This is a genomic window from Microcoleus sp. MON1_C1 (assembly GCF_036701945.1).
Classification (GTDB): domain Bacteria; phylum Cyanobacteriota; class Cyanobacteriia; order Cyanobacteriales; family Microcoleaceae; genus Microcoleus.
Genome location: NZ_JAUBRO010000060.1, coordinates 20,889 through 36,389 on the forward strand (window position 1 = coordinate 20,889; position 15,501 = coordinate 36,389).

The following is a 15,501-nucleotide window of genomic DNA, read 5'->3' on the forward strand; positions in this document are numbered from 1 at the left end:
GGACTTGTATAATGGGGCGATCAGCTAAGACCTTTAAACTCGAAGAGGCCAGAAGCCTCCTGAATCGCCTTGAAATCCACCACACCCCTAAACATGGTTCATGGCTTAATATGGAAATCGAATATGCTGCCCCCAGGATGATGCTTCTGGCGAATTGCGATGTTATGAATATCGCTATGTTCGTTACCCTGATAAGCATAGCCACCCGGTGCTGGAATATCGACTTTCACAGTATCGACGGTATTCGATGTGCGCAAAACGCTCACCAACTTCCCGGATGCCCCGCCCTGCGTCAACTCAATCACACCGATCCCAGGACAACTCCCTTGCGAGGCATGATTAACTGAAACTGGAATCGGTCCCCGTAATGCCACAACCAAGTATTTATTCTCTGGTGTTGCTTGCATCAGATCCGGTGCGGGATCGTTCGATAGGGATCGGGGATAATCCGGCACTGAAGTCGATGCACAAGGACCGATGTTGTTACCCTTCCCATCAGCGGAGGTAAGGTCATAGGAAGTTATCGCCAAGGTTTTGGTATTGAATACCTCAATCCGATTTTGAATTCGATCGGCGGCATGAACGTAGAGACCGTCCAGGGTCTGGGCAATCCCGTGGGCGTCACGGCGCGTTGAAACACCGGGAAGCTGTCCGGTACTGTTCGAGGCTTGACCACTGCTATTACCACCTGTTGCCGTGTTGTTGGGATCTTTGAAAATCACTCGCGGTGCGGGTGTATTCGGTGCATTCGCGGTTTTGCCGAAGGCCTGAGTATTGATGTCATAAATTGTATAGGTCGATTGGGTTGCACCGGCTGCCGAGGTTCCCACGCCCGTATTCAACCACATATTCTTACTAACTTGCACACCGCCACAACCTGCGCCATTGAAGAATTGGTTGCTATATTCACCCACGATCGACATAGGAGTTGTTTTGGCATCAGCCACCATCAACCCGCCCCCTGAAAAACTGACAAATACCTTACCGTTATCGGCAGGAACTGGGCAAATAATCATATTCATCGGACGTCCACCGAGAGGGGCATCCGATCCGGTGCCGCAGCCATTTTCCTTACAGAGTCCGTTGGGTGTGAGGTTGCCTAAAGCTTGCAAATCGTAGTTCCCCGTAATGCTACCGATCATCGATCGACCCTGGCTATTCTTGCCGAGGTAAACCTTGGGTTGATCCGAGATTTGTAAATTTTTCCCAACCCCTAATGAAGCCGATTTGTTAAACACAGCGTTTATAATTTTGCCACCACGATCGCGTTTAATGTCTATTCGCTCCAGCACTTTACCGTTCAAGTTAGCAATCAGCAATGCTGAACCATTGGTGTTCCAGAATGACATATGGACCGATCGACCTTCCGAGGTCCCGGAAACCCGAAACAGTGACACAGCTTCTTTTGTCTCGCCATCAATAATCCCAACATAGCCGCCATCTGGGGCAAAAAAGCTGGCGTTCAGATAACGATTCTGTGGGTCTGACAAAACCCCATGCAACCGCCCAAAACCTGATACATTACCGAGCGTATTACCCGTCAGTCCATTAGTATCATACTCTTTCAAACTGGTGGGGAAGACATCGTATAGATTGCACGGACCGGTGCCAGGTCGATTACGACCATCACAACCGATCGGTGCAGCGGGTTTGCCAGTTTTGACTTGTTGATTCAAATCCCGACTGTCCCAAATCCAGATGAAGCTTCCGCTGACGCCAGGAGCGCTAGCTCCTGCTTGAGAATTGGACTGATCCGATGCCCAAACTTCATAGTCCATCGCCGATCGGGCTAATCCCTTGGGAATATCAAACGCAAATGCGATACCCAATAGGAGCAAAGCACTGACGAACACGACCAAAAAACGCGATCTTTTTCGCATGATAATATCCTGCAATGAAAAGTTCAAAATACATATATAACATGAAAATTTTACTTGTTTAGCCCGGAAAAAGATTTTTGTGACACGTATATTCCCAATAGTTCAAGGCTATTGCGTTACTTACAACTCAGATGAAATCTACCCAAGCTATCCCCAACAAGCCACAACTACAATTAGGTTCTCAAGGTAAAGCGGTACTGGAACTCGAACAACTGCTAACCAAGTTGCAACTTTATCGGCACCCTGCTAAAGGAATTTTTAACAAAGCAGTGGAATTTTCTGTGAAGCTGTTTCAGTTTCGGGTTTTCTTGTCGCCGGACGGCATTGTCGGGCCACTGACTTGGCAGGCGCTTTATACTGCAGCTCCAGTTAATATGCCGGTACTGAGATTGGGCAGTTCTGGGGAAGCAGTCGCTACTGTTCAGGAAGTTCTCAAAAGTTCCAAGCATTATGGCGGTAAAATTGACGGCGACTTTGCAACTTTGACGGACAAAGCTGTTCGCGCGTTTCAAAAAAGCTTTGGGATTGAGGCCGACGGGATTGTCAATCAAGAAACTTGGACTGCTTTGAGCCAAATTCCGCGCGGCTATGACCCTAAGTGGTTCTTGACTTAGGGTTGCGCGGTAAATTGTTCGATCGTGTGTGGGGGAAAATTGGGGGAATGTGCGATTATTCGGGTGCCCCACAAGCACCAGAATAATTGCTGTTTTTTTTTTGATTATTTTTTCGGTATTCGTGCTGCCTAATTCTGTTTTCTAACTTTGGTTAAAGTTACCAATAATCAATTATTAATTACTAATTATCAATTATCAGAAAAGATCGATCGCCAAAAAACTGTTAATTTTCCTTACAATTTCGAGAACAGCGTGCAGTCTCAATGATACGATGCCGTAAAAATCCTTTGGATATATCTATGGCCGAACAACTTACTGGACAACCCCCAATCTTCGGCGGCAGCACCGGCGGCTTGCTGACCAAGGCGCTAGTTGAAGAGAAGTACGCTATCACTTGGACTAGCCCCAAGGAGCAGGTGTTTGAAATGCCTACTGGTGGCGCTGCGATTATGCGTCAAGGCGACAACTTGCTGCATCTGCCCCGCAAGGAGCAGTGCATCGCTTTGGGTGGCCAGCAACTGCGGGCTAAATTCAAAATCACCAACTACAAAATTTACCGCGTGTTTCCCGACGGTACTACTGAGTACCTCCATCCCAAGGATGGCGTGTTCCCTGAGAAGGTGAACGAAGGTCGTCCCTACAACGGTAAGATTGACCGCAATATTGGCAGCAATCCAAATCCGGCTAAGCTGAAGTTCAGCGGTAAGAAGACTTTCGATCCTTAGAGCATGACTGCATGGCTGAGCAAAACATAGGTAATATTCCCTGTAAGGCTCAGCTTGTAAACTTGTTTTTGCAGTAGTATTCTGACGCAGCAGGCTAAGCCCGCAGCGCCAAAATACTACTGCAAACTTCTAATCTTATTAAAAGTTAATCGTTAAATTAAAAATGAATGTCGTAATCAGGCGAGCGCAGCCTTCTGATATCGATGTTTGCGCTGCCATTACTTATGAAGCTTTTAAAGATATTTCCGATCGCCATCAATTCCCTACAGATTTTCCGACGCTGGATTTTGCCACCGAAATAACGGGCTTGCTAATCGAGAGTCCGGTATTTTTTGGGATCGTAGCCGAGAGCGAGAGTGCGGTTGTCGGCTGCGGGTTTATGGACGAACGCAGTCCGATTCGCGGTATCGGGCCCGTCAGTGTCGATCGAACTTTTCAAGGTCGCGGCACGGGACGCGAAATCATGAAAGCTTTGCTGGAACGCGGACAGGACGCTGTAGGTATCCGTTTGGTTCAGGAATCTTTTAATATGGCGTCGCTGTCGCTGTACGCTTCTTTGGGTTTTGAGGTGAAGGAACCTTTCGTGTTAATGGAAGGGAAGTTTCGCAGCCAGCCGCAGCATGGGTTTGAGGTGCGGCCGATGGCTAGTGAGGATGTTGAGGAATGTGCGGCTTTGTGTAAAAAACTGTGCGGGTGCGATCGAACTTCGGAGATTGAAGACGCCTTGAATTACTATTCTCCCTTCGTTGCCTGCAAGCAAGGTCGCATTGTGGCTTATACTTGTGCGGTGTCTGCTTTGGGCCACAGTGTCGCCCAAACAGAAGCGGATATGCAGGCTTTGCTCTTGGGGGCTGCTGCGTACAGTTCCGAAGAATTGCTTTCTTTTCACTTGCCGCTGAGGTACGCAAGTTTGTTTCGTTGGTGCTTGCAAGAGGGGCTGCGCGCCCTCAAACCCATGGCGGTGATGGCAGTTGGCGAGTATCGGTCGCCGGAGGGATGTTGGTTTCCGTCTTTTGTTTATTGATTGTATAGCGAAGTTAGTATATGATATTTCCCGATTTCTCACAATTCTCGGAACTGGCGAAACAAGGCAATTTTGTACCCGTGTATCAAGAATGGGTTGCGGATTTGGATACGCCGGTGTCTGCGTGGTATCGGGTTTGTGCGGGTCAACCTTACAGTTTTCTGCTGGAGTCGGTGGAAGGTGGGGAAAAACTTGGGCGTTATAGTTTCTTAGGGTGCGATCCGTTGTGGATTTTGGAGGCAAGGGGATCTCGCACAACTCAAGTTTACCGTGACGGTTCGGAAAAAGTATTTACGGGCGATCCGTTTGTAGCTTTAACTGAATGTTTGGAGTCTTATCAACCGGTGAAATTGCCGCAGTTACCGCCGGGAATTGGCGGGTTATTTGGTTTTTGGGGTTACGAGTTAATTAAGTGGATAGAACCGCGAGTTCCCGTGCATCCAGCAAGCGAGAATGATTTGCCGGATGGATTGTGGATGCAGTTGGATAATTTGCTGATTTTTGACCAGGTGAAGCGGAAAATTTGGGCCGTCGCCTATGCGGATTTGCGGGAGGTTGGTGTTGATTTGACCGAGGCTTATCAGCAAGCGTGCGATCGGGTTGGTAAGTTAGTTCAGAAGCTGCAATCGCCGCTTTCCCGGCAATCTACTCTCATAGAATGGACACCTCCCAATAACGGGCAAGATGCCCGTTCCACAACCGGAAACACAGAATTGGCTTACACTAGCAATATTACCCGTGAAAAGTATTGTGCCAATGTCTTAAAGGCTAAGGATTATATCAAAGCCGGAGATATTTTTCAAGTAGTTATTTCGCAGCGACTAGAGGCTGAATACAGTGGCGATTCTTTTGCACTTTACCGATCTTTGCGTCTCATAAATCCTTCTCCGTACATGGCTTATTTTAATTTCGGAGATTGGCAGATTATCGGTTCGAGTCCCGAGATTATGGTGAAGGCGGAAAACACTGCTGATGGCAAAAAGATAGCAACTTTGCGACCGATTGCCGGCACTCGCCGCCGGGGGAAAACTCCTCAAGAAGATGATGCTTTGGCTGCTGAATTGCTGCAAGATCCGAAGGAAATTGCGGAACACGTCATGTTAGTTGATTTGGGCAGGAACGATTTAGGAAGAGTTTGCCGAAACGGTACTGTAAAAGTTGACGAATTAATGGAAATTGAACGTTATTCTCACGTCATGCACATTGTGAGCAATGTGGTGGGAGAATTGGCTGAGGATAAGACTGCTTGGGATTTGTTGAAAGCTGGTTTTCCTGCGGGTACGGTTAGCGGTGCTCCGAAAATTCGGGCGATGGAGATTGTGCACGAGTTGGAAGGTTGCCGCCGGGGGCCGTATTCTGGGGTTTACGGGTATTATGATTTTGAGGGGCAATTGAATAGTGCGATCGCAATTCGGACTATGGTTGTTCGCTCTCAAGGAGGCGATAAACATTCGGTTTCTGTCCAAGCTGGCGCTGGTTTGGTGGCTGATTCTAACCCGGATATGGAGTACGAAGAAACGCTGAATAAAGCCAGGGGAATGTTAGAGGCAATTCGCTGTTTGAAGTAGCGAGGCGGAGCCTCTGGATCTGTGTTACCAGGCTCTGCCTGGTAACAAGAAACGGCCAGAAACAGCAGTAATTATTGCATTATTGTCCAATTTACCTAAGCCCCTAATATTCGAGCGACCGAAACTGCAATATCAGGAAAAGCCAGCGGATTAATATTACCCTGAGTCAGAGTTTCTCTCGATTGATATCCTTCATTGGTAGGCTCTCGAAATACTATTAATTCCATAGTTCGCAAATTGACAACCCAATACTCAGAAATGCCGGCTTCCGCATAAATCTTGCTCTTGATTCCCAAGTCTTTGCTCAGAGTATAATCCGAATATTCTATCAGCCAAAAGATGTTTTCTGGATAGGGATGATGTTCTCGGTAATCTTGTCCCAAACGTTGAATTACAGCGATATCGGGTTGTGGCTCGGAGTTGCTTGGCGGCAAGATAATCGGTTTACCTTGGCGGATTTTAGCTTGATCGCCCAGCAAATAAATTAGGTACTCTCCAGCCTCATCGCTAGAGTAAGCATGAGATTCTCCTTCGGGAGCTATTTCGATTATTTCTCCATCTATTAATTCAGCATTTCGCCCTTCCAGAATGCCGGCTGCAATGATGCGGTGGTAGTCTGCAACCGTCCATTTTACAGTCGTGACACTCACGGCGATTACTCCTATGTTTTTATTCTGATTTTATACACGATCGCCTATGAACCGAATTTTTTCGCTCGCGCCGGGCGGTTGAAACCGCGTCTTGTCAAACAAAACCCGACGAAAGCCGGTTGAAGACTCGATCGCACTTAAAACTCCTATCCCCCGCCGCTAACTCCCTCCAATCGCAGGAAATGCACGGTGCCCGGTACACCCCCCGCTACCACTGTCACCCCATCAGGCGCGATCGCACAGCAATCAAACCAATTATCTCCGGTGAAACTAGCAATTTGTTGGCCGCTAGCCAGATCCCAGATTCTTAGGGTCATATCCAATGAAGCCGAAATTACTCGTTTGCCGTCGGGTGCGATCGCGAGTGCCTGTACAAAGCTAAAATCCTCGGTGAGGGTTTGAATTTCCCTGCTGCTGTCTGTGTCCCAAATTTTCAGCGTGTTAAGTTGTGGAACCGAAATCCCTATGAAGCCGTCGGGTGCCATCGCCACTGCATATACATAGCCAGTATCGGTGAGAGTTCTCAGTTCGGTTCCGTTGAGCAAATTCCAGACTTTTACGGTGTTATCGTCTGAAGCCGAAATTGCTGTCAGACCGTCGGGTGCGATCGCGACTTGCCTTATCGAGTTAGTATGACCGGTGAGCGTTCTCAGTTCGCTGCCACTGGCCAAGTCCCAGATTTTTAGGGTGTTATCGTCTGAAGCCGAAATCGCTGTCAGGCCGTCGGGCGCGATCGCGACTCCCCTTACCGAGTTAGTATGACCGGTGAGGGTTTGAAGTTCTCTACCTGTCTCGGTGTCCCAGATTTTTAGGGTGTTATCGTCTGAAGCCGAAATCGCTGTCCGGCTATCCGGTGCGATCGCGACACCCCTTACCGGGCCAGTATGACCGGTGAGAGTTCTCAGTTCTATGCCAGTGTCTGTGTCCCAGATTTTAAGGGTTTTATCCGATGAAGCCGAAATTGCTCGTTTGCCGTCGGGTGCGATCGCCACTGCTTGTACCCCGAAATAATGGCCGGCGAGGTTACGCCAACATGGCCCCACTATTAAATTCCACCTCAAAGGCCGCAGCCAAGGACTATTTTTCGACTGCTTGGCTTGTTCCAACATCCTCTGAAACTCAGGCTTTTCAAAAGCAAGCAATCTCCCCCATAATTGACCTGCTAATTGCGTTTTATCCCTTTCCAAAATTGGTGCTGACCTGTGAAGTACCTGTTGAATCCAGTAGAGATAATCTCGACTTTGCTCCGGCCCACCCAACAAATTAGAATCTGTCGCTAAATCATAATCCTCAATTAACGCTTGAAGCCCCAGCTCATCCAGTTTCGCCTCCATAAAATCGAAATCCGTTAACAACTGGTACAGCTTTTCCCCTTGCCCACTTTCTACTAAATGCCTTGGCAGAGTTTCTAAAGTATAAAGTCGCTTTTCCCGCGACATTTCCCCTAACTCTTGTTTAAACTCACTCATCGTTACAAATCCCTCAACAAATTCTTACAAATCCCTGTTTCTCTATATCTTTCCAATTCTAAGCGCTTCTTTAAAGTGCGTCAAATCGTCGCGGTGACTCGATCGATAAAATAAATCTGCTTTGTAACGCTGGATGTAAAATATCAGTTATCGACTTTTACCAAAGGCATAATTATGAATTTTTATATAGTTGACGTGTTTGCGGAGTCAAAATATGCTGGCAATCAACTAGCTGTATTTTGCGGTGCGGGAGTTGCCGAACTATCTGAGGCCCAAATGCTGCTGATAGCGAGGGAAATCAATTATTCAGAAACTACGTTTATTCGATCGCCCGATCCGCGAGATGGCGGCTATGATGTGCGGATATTCACGCCCAAGAAGGAATTGCCCTTTGCCGGTCATCCGACTTTGGGCACTGCGTTTGTGTTGCAGCAAGAGATTATTCGCGAAAAGGTCGATCGAGTAATTCTCAATCTAGCCGTCGGTCAAATTCCAGTTACATTTAATTACCACAATGAATCGGCAGATATTTTGTGGATGCGACAAAACGCGCCTAGTTTTGGTCAAGTTTTATCAGCCGGAACTCTGGCAAATGTGCTGAATTTAGAAACCGATGAAATTGATTCGAGATTCCCAATTCAAGAAGTTTCTACGGGAGTGCCGTTTATAATTGTCCCATTAAAAACTCTCGACTCGCTCAAAAAAGCTCAAGTCAACTTAGATAGATATTTTGAGCTGATTGATACCACAGAAGCGAAAGAAATTTTAATATTTTGCCCAGAAACTTACAGCGACATTAATGATTTAAGCGTGCGAGTTTTTGCCCATTCATTAGGAATTCCTGAAGATCCGGCGACTGGCAGTGCTAACGGCTGTTTGGCTGGATATTTGGTAGAATATGCTTATTATGGGGAAGCAAAGATTGATGTCAGAGTTGAGCAGGGTTATGAAATCGAGCGACCTTCTTTGCTGTTATTACAAGCCGCTAAGAATGAAGGGGAAATAACAGTTTTGGTGGGTGGTAATGTGGTGATGGTTGCTAAGGGAGAATTTGTGTAGAATATTTAATGGCAAATTATTAACCGCAGAGGCACGCAGCTAGATTTAGAGGCTTCTTTGGCGATCGAGATCTTACAATTTTGCTAATATGAGGTAGCTCATATTCATTGATTCGCGTGATTGTTAGGCTAAAAAAGTCATCAATACCAGAGGCTTTCCAATGCTGCAAACCTTTTCGCGGACTTTAAATGTATCCCCTGAGGCTTCTGAAGCCCTGCTTTCACTTCCATTAACCAGCTTGCTCGATTCACCGGACTTCAATCAATTATTCGCAAGTCTGGATAGTGGTTTGCTCAAAGAAACTTTGCCAACTGCAGGAACTGTTTTAGCTCAAAAGCTGCCGCCTTTTTACGACTGGTTGCAAACAGAACTAGGAATTAAAAACGTCCCTGAGAGTCCCGATCATACTACGAAATGGGTAATCGGTTTTTTGAAGAATCAAGAAAGTTTAACTCGTTTAGTTGATCTGCACAAATCAATTCCCAGACAGGCATTAGAACGAGCGATCCCTCGTTTAGTTAGCGCCTTTGATGAAGTTCAACCCACCGCTGTAAAGCAAGAATGGGAAAAAGCGATCGCAGCACTTTGTCTGGTTCTCGCAGTCGCAGCGCGGGAAAATCAGCCATCTGCGGCCTGAAGCAATTCTGTCTGAGTTTAAACAAAGCGCTTTTTTCGGAAAATTTGCAATTGAGTGCGATCGATCTCAACGACTACCGGCCGCCGTTTGTTGAGGACGATCGCATTGTGTCTGTTTACCAAAAGCAACTGAGCCAATACTACCACCAGGGCTCGTCTTTTCTGAAAATTGCCTTCAAAACGCGCCATTCGGACGATCGCCTCTTCGATTTTATAACAACAGTTGTTGCCTTTCTGGGAAATCACAAAAATCGTTCCCGGTATGTAATCGCCTTCATTTGCCCAGAAAGCATACCTTTCGCCTAAAGTAAAATAGTGAAAAACATTCTTAGCGGTGGAAGTTTTAGCTAACTTTTCCGAAACGCCCAAAGAATTAAAAATTACAGTGGATCTAATATAATCCGGGTATTTTGCTGCTATTTGCTGAGCAACTTTGCCGCCCAAACTTTCTCCGATGACATCCGGCGGATTCCCGCTGTGAAATTGCTGCTTTATCCAATCAATAGCACCCGCAGTTTGCGCCGATTTTAACTGTCGTTCTAGTTTTGCCATAAATACATCTGGCGTATCTTCCAAAACGCGCTCGAAAGGATACCAAGAACCGTAGCCGCGAATCACGATAACAGGCGGATTATTGGCCGAAATGGGAACGCGACTTTCAGCATAAAAACCAGTGCGAGAGTCTTCAAACACTTTTTCTATGATATAATTTCCATCAATAACTTGCCCTTCCTCGTGCCGAATGTAAATTGAAGGATTATTGGGTTTAAAAGTATCGTGCATTTGGGGTTTGGCAAACTTTTCGTAGAGGGAATCGAGCAAGTGCCTTCCCGTTTGCCGATCGACAAAATCCAATTCTGTTGTTTTCATTATTTGGTAGCGGCGGGTTTTACCAACAATATTTAATTACCACAAACAATCTACATAAACCCGCCCGCACACAACAGATAGCCCACATCAAATTTTACTTATATCAAAGGCGAAAAATGTACGTCGGGATTTACCGTTGGGCGAGGGCGGGTTTTAGAGATTGTCAATTATTGGCACATATTGTCGGTGAAACCCGCCCCTAGCAAATCACTTTTACAAAACTCGCAACGTGCTAGCAACACTATCGACTGCTTCCAGCGCGCGAATTTCATCGAGTGCTTGTTGAAAATTCCCTTCCCTAACATCGTGAGTCACGACGACAATTTCTGCTAAATCGCCGTGAATTCCCGTCTGAACAACAGATTCCAAACTAACTTTGTGGTTGCCGAAACAAGTGCCGAGTTTGCCAATTACCCCCGGAGTATCGCGCGTCAGAAAACGGGCGTAAAAGCGAGTAACAAGTTCCTGCATCGGAGCAATTTTGCAGTAGTGTTGGTGACTGCAACTCAGCAAAGGATGAGGAGTCGGAACAGCTTGGCTTTTCAGGATGGCCGCCACATTTATAATGTCGGATACTACGGCGCTAGCTGTGGGGCCCGCACCGGCGCCGCGCCCGTACAGCATCAATTGCCCGATCGGCTCTCCTTCGACTAAAATTGCATTGTAAACCCCGTTAACACTCGCCAGCGGATGAGTTTTCGGCACAAAAGTAGGATGGACTCGAATTGACAGGAGTTCGCTTTCTCCCTCCGCTTGCTTGCCATTGTAGCGGGAGGTTTCTTGAGCAATAGCCAACAATTTAATCACAAATCCCAGCTTGTCGGCGTAGTTAATATCAGCCGCACTAACTTTTCTGATACCTTCGCAGTGAACATCTGCTAATTTGATGCGTCCGCCAAAAGCTAGCGAGGCTAAAATAGCAATTTTATCGGCAGCATCTAATCCATCTACATCTGCTGTGGGGTCAGCTTCAGCATAACCTAATTGCTGAGCGTCGGCGAGCACTTCGGCAAAGTCTGCGCCTTCTGTTTGCATCCGCGTCAGGATGTAATTAGTTGTGCCGTTGACGATGCCGGTGACAGTTTTAATGCGGTTTGCACCTAAAGATTGTTTGAGGCTTTGAATGACCGGAATGCCGCCGCCGACAGCAGCTTCTAGCATTACGTAAACGCCTTTTTTGTTGGCGGCCTCGAAGATTTCATTCCCGTAGCGGGCGATAACTGCTTTGTTGGCAGTGACGACGTGCTTGCCGCTGGCAATAGCTTGCAGAATGAGCGATCGCGCCGGTTCCAATCCGCCAATCAGTTCTACTACAATATCAATTTCCGGGTCAGTTGCGATCGCTTCTAGGTCAGTTGTCAGCACATTTTCTGGCAATTGTAAAGACCGAGTTCGAGAAATATCGCGCACTCCCACCCGATAGATTTCCAATTCCTGCAACAGCGGATGGCGGCCGTCTGGGGAGAGCAAAATCTCTGCTGTTCCCGCGCCAACTGTACCCAAACCTAACAAACCAATTTTGAAAGCCACGACTTTGACCCGTAGAAACTCAATTAAGCCACAACCATTGTAGGCTATTCCCGTACCGGAGCAGTGAAAATAGTATTGTAGGGTACGCATTCGGTACCTTATATCAATTCCGGTTGCACTCATACATGGTTGTTGACTGTTGACTGTTGACTGTTGACGGGCGGGTCGAAAAACTGAATGGTTGAGTGTTAACTGTTGACTCGATTTTATTATTCCGATGCAACCGGAAACGATATTACAAGTCGGATATAATTGCCCTAAAAACAATTGTAGGGCGAGCCAAGCCCACCCTACAAATCAGATTAAATCAGGTAACACATTAATAAGTTTCAACGTGCCAACGGTGTTCTTTCTTCAACTGTTTCTGATAGGCAGCCCAGTCAACGCCGAACTTGCTAGATGCAGCCGACATTCCCTCATCAATTCCGCCTTCCATGCCCTTCAAACCGCAGATATAAGTGTGAGTATTCGGCTTTTGAACCAATTCCCACAATTCGTCTGCGTTCTCTTGAATCCGGTTTTGAATGTACATCTTGCCGCCGTCAACATTCTTTTGCTCGCGGCTGATGGCATAAGTCAAGCGGAAATTATCGGGGAACTCGCGCTGCAATTGCTCCAACTCTTCCTTATAGAGAATGTTGGGAGTGTAAGCAACTCCAAAGAACAGCCAAGCTAAACCTTTGAATTTGTAATCTGGATTGTTTTCTTTAAACATCCGCCACAAATAAGCCCGGAAAGGAGCAATACCCGTACCGGTAGCCATCATAATCACGGTGGCTTCCTCGTCGTCGGGTAACAGCATTTCCTTGCCTACGGGGCCGGTGATTTTGACATCATCCCCCGGTTGCAAACCGGTGAGAAAAGTCGAACAAACGCCGAACACTTGTTCGCCTGTTTCTGGGCTTTTGTACTCTAGGCGGCGGACGCACAGAGAGACTGTTTTGTCGTCTACATCGTCTCCGTGACGGGTGGAGGCGATCGAATACAACCGAATTTTGTGAGGTTTGCCGTTTTTATCTGTGCCATCGGGAATAATCCCGATACTTTGACCTTCGAGATAGTGCAAATTGCCTCCAGAAATGTCAAATTTGACGTGACGGACTGTACCCTCGCCGCCTTCTCTGACCAATTCTTCTGTAGAAATGCACTTACCAATATAGGGATTGGCCGGCTTGTAGAGGTTAACAGGAACCTGAACTTTTTCCTTGGCTTGAGTCATGGGCTTAGTTTCTTCTCCAGATTTCTGACTCTGTAGCCCTGCTTCTGGTGCGACTTTGCCATTTGTTTCGGGCGCGCTGTTTGAGGGGCGGATGCTGACAATTCTTCCACCCATGCGAGCAATCCTACGCATTTCCTGATTCATGCGATCGTAGGGCACGGAGATAAATACGCTGCCACTACGGCGAATCGGGTTACTTAATTGGTCAGTTGCTTGGCTCTGACGCATACCCTCCACTTCGTAAACAAAGATGCGGCTGCCTGATTCTGAGTTGGCCGCCACACCAGATATGCTTGGGCTGTACATTGGTTGATTTTCCTTCACGATACAGAGTTATAAAGAAAGAGAATGTGACGTTAGACTCAATTTACTTTTTTCTTAAGGCCATCGGGACTAATTGGCCGCGCCAATTTTTGGGCCTCGCCACGCCGGCGGGAAGGTTGAAGTTGCGATCGCTCGCGTATCAAATCCCTACTAGCCGAACGCCGCGCTCACCGAGCCCTATTGCGTTCGGCTGTTGACCTATAGCTATTGTTGTCTGCGTACTGCCAATATTTTACCCGATCGGGGGATCTGCCCCGATAAGTCCTTCTGATTTGGGGAGCGCCCCACCCGAGAAAGGAAGATTCGAGCAGTTTAATGAGGTTGAGCTTGTAGGGGGCGGACGCATTCTGGTAAGATTAACCGCTAAAGTTAGTATTAATTACTTGCCTTGAAGATTGCTTGGGTCTTCCCGGGCAGGCAGTCAACTCACTGCTGTATGCTGGTGAGAACTCGATCCTCTCGGGGTAGCAAAGCAGCATAAAGCCTGCTGGTCGCTACCTGCGGGCTGAAATTTTGTGGAATCTAGACTTGAGTTAGTTAGTAAACCGTGATTGTTTTAGAGGGAAACTATGACCAGTAAGCCGGATCGCGTGGTTTTAATTGGCGTTGCCGGAGATTCCGGATGCGGAAAATCTACTTTTTTACGCCGATTGACAGATTTGTTCGGGGAAGATTTCGTGACTGTAATCTGCCTCGACGACTATCACAGTCTCGATCGCAAGCAGCGCAAGGAAACAGGGATTACAGCCCTTGACCCCAGAGCCAACAATTTTGACCTGATGGCCGAGCAAATGAAGGCTCTCAAAGAAGGTAATGCGATCGACAAGCCGATCTACAACCACGAAACCGGTATGATCGACCCGCCCGAAAGGGTAGAGCCGAATCACGTGATTGTGATTGAGGGGCTGCATCCGCTGTACGACGAGCGAGTTCGATCGCTCCTCGACTTCAGCGTCTACCTCGACATCAGCGACGAGGTAAAAATTGCTTGGAAAATCCAGCGCGACATGGCGGAACGGGGCCACCGTTACGAAGACGTGCTGTTTGCGATCAATGCTCGCAAACCGGATTTTACAGCCTACATCGACCCGCAAAAGCAATATGCTGATGTGGTAATTCAAGTGTTGCCGACCAACTTGATCAAAGATGACAAAGAGCGGAAGGTTCTGCGCGTGCAGATGATCCAGCGCGAAGGCATCGCCAATTTTGAGCCTGCGTATTTGTTTGACGAAGGTTCAACAATTAACTGGGTTCCTTGCGGCCGCAAGCTGACTTGTTCCTATCCCGGAATTAAGATGTACTACGGGCCTGATGCTTTCTACGGTCACGAAGTCTCGATTTTGGAAGTAGATGGTCAATTCGAGAATCTCGAAGAAGTTATTTACATCGAAAGCCATTTGAGCAAGACTTCTGCGAAGTATGAAGGCGAGTTAACTCACCTGTTACTCCAGCACCGCGAATATCCTGGTTCCAACAATGGTACTGGTTTGTTCCAAGTGTTAGTCGGATTGAAGATGCGGGCGACTTACGAGAAGTTGACTGCAAAAGAAGCGAAAGTGGCTGTTAGTGTTTAGAACACAGACATGAAAGATTTGGGAGGCGCAATTGCGCCTCTTTTTTTGTGGAGAAATGAACCGCAGAGGGTGATTTTGGCGCAGAGAAGAGTTAGGGCATAATACAATTCATTTCAGAAATATCTAAATTTCAAAAAATGCCTGTATTGCCTATGAAATCGTGAGATGAGATTCGGAAAAAAGCGTTAACCCAAGCATATTGAGTTAGGGTAGAGTGTTTGGCAATAGAGAGTTTAAAAATGTTTTTCATGCTTGATTGAGGGTAGTTCTACTTTCTTGAATTATCTATAGCAATCCTATATGAATTGTGAAAAGGCATCAAATCTTTTCAAGTTAGGAAAATTGAAAAGATTATATTT

13 protein-coding genes are annotated in these 15,501 nt (G+C 47.0%); 7 read left to right on the top strand and 6 right to left on the bottom strand.

Features of this window, described 5'->3' with window-relative positions; translation table 11 throughout:
* Nucleotides 1-98: 98 nt before the first annotated feature.
* Nucleotides 99-1,880, bottom strand: a complete 1,782-nt coding sequence (locus QUA62_RS25150; protein WP_333407502.1) for a hypothetical protein — start codon at nt 1,878-1,880, stop codon at nt 99-101.
* Between the two features lie 131 nt (nt 1,881-2,011).
* Here QUA62_RS25150 and QUA62_RS25155 point away from each other — a divergent pair, with 131 nt between their 5' ends.
* The 4 genes from QUA62_RS25155 (at nt 2,012) to trpE (ending at nt 5,811) form a co-directional block, all read left to right on the top strand.
* Nucleotides 2,012-2,494, top strand: coding sequence for a peptidoglycan-binding protein (locus tag QUA62_RS25155; RefSeq protein ID WP_333407493.1), 483 nt, complete (start codon nt 2,012-2,014; stop codon nt 2,492-2,494).
* Between the two features lie 299 nt (nt 2,495-2,793).
* Entirely contained in the window at nt 2,794-3,219 is a 426-nt protein-coding gene (locus QUA62_RS25160) for a photosystem I reaction center subunit II PsaD (protein ID WP_332949173.1), read from the top strand.
* Between the two features lie 163 nt (nt 3,220-3,382).
* Nucleotides 3,383-4,243 carry a GNAT family N-acetyltransferase gene (locus QUA62_RS25165; RefSeq protein WP_333407494.1) on the top strand — a complete coding sequence of 287 codons (861 nt, stop codon included), beginning with the start codon at nt 3,383-3,385 and terminating at the stop codon, nt 4,241-4,243.
* Between the two features lie 20 nt (nt 4,244-4,263).
* A complete protein-coding gene (trpE, locus tag QUA62_RS25170; RefSeq protein WP_333407495.1) occupies nt 4,264-5,811 on the top strand; it encodes an anthranilate synthase component I in 1,548 nt (515 codons plus the stop codon).
* Nucleotides 5,812-5,906: 95 nt separating this feature from the next.
* On the opposite strand, the gene QUA62_RS25175 is transcribed toward trpE, so the two are convergent.
* Nucleotides 5,907-6,461, bottom strand: coding sequence for a Uma2 family endonuclease (locus QUA62_RS25175; RefSeq protein WP_333407496.1), 555 nt, complete (start codon nt 6,459-6,461; stop codon nt 5,907-5,909).
* Between the two features lie 146 nt (nt 6,462-6,607).
* The gene (locus QUA62_RS25180; RefSeq protein ID WP_333407497.1) at nt 6,608-7,930 is read right to left on the bottom strand and encodes a WD40 repeat domain-containing protein; all 1,323 of its coding nucleotides are present in this window, start codon (nt 7,928-7,930) and stop codon (nt 6,608-6,610) included.
* Nucleotides 7,931-8,104: 174 nt separating this feature from the next.
* Here QUA62_RS25180 and QUA62_RS25185 point away from each other — a divergent pair, with 174 nt between their 5' ends.
* Together QUA62_RS25185 and QUA62_RS25190 are read left to right on the top strand one after the other, a co-directional pair.
* On the top strand, nt 8,105-8,989 hold the full coding sequence (locus tag QUA62_RS25185) for a PhzF family phenazine biosynthesis protein (protein ID WP_333407498.1): 885 nt from the start codon (nt 8,105-8,107) through the stop codon (nt 8,987-8,989).
* 160 nt (nt 8,990-9,149) lie between these two features.
* Nucleotides 9,150-9,626, top strand: coding sequence for a hypothetical protein (locus tag QUA62_RS25190; RefSeq protein WP_333407499.1), 477 nt, complete (start codon nt 9,150-9,152; stop codon nt 9,624-9,626).
* A gap of 17 nt (nt 9,627-9,643) precedes the next feature.
* Here QUA62_RS25190 and QUA62_RS25195 read toward each other — a convergent pair whose 3' ends face one another.
* The 3 genes from QUA62_RS25195 to petH all read right to left on the bottom strand — a co-directional run bounded on the left by QUA62_RS25195 (nt 9,644) and on the right by petH (nt 13,550).
* A complete protein-coding gene (locus tag QUA62_RS25195) occupies nt 9,644-10,495 on the bottom strand; it encodes a hypothetical protein (protein ID WP_333407500.1) in 852 nt (283 codons plus the stop codon).
* 213 nt (nt 10,496-10,708) lie between these two features.
* Nucleotides 10,709-12,025: a homoserine dehydrogenase gene (locus QUA62_RS25200; RefSeq protein ID WP_333407501.1), complete on the bottom strand. Its 1,317-nt coding sequence runs from the start codon at nt 12,023-12,025 to the stop codon at nt 10,709-10,711.
* 319 nt (nt 12,026-12,344) lie between these two features.
* Nucleotides 12,345-13,550, bottom strand: a complete 1,206-nt coding sequence (petH, locus tag QUA62_RS25205; protein ID WP_333283500.1) for a ferredoxin--NADP reductase — start codon at nt 13,548-13,550, stop codon at nt 12,345-12,347.
* A gap of 587 nt (nt 13,551-14,137) precedes the next feature.
* Here petH and QUA62_RS25210 point away from each other — a divergent pair.
* Nucleotides 14,138-15,142: a phosphoribulokinase gene (locus tag QUA62_RS25210; RefSeq protein ID WP_190662616.1), complete on the top strand. Its 1,005-nt coding sequence runs from the start codon at nt 14,138-14,140 to the stop codon at nt 15,140-15,142.
* Nucleotides 15,143-15,501: the final 359 nt, after the last annotated feature.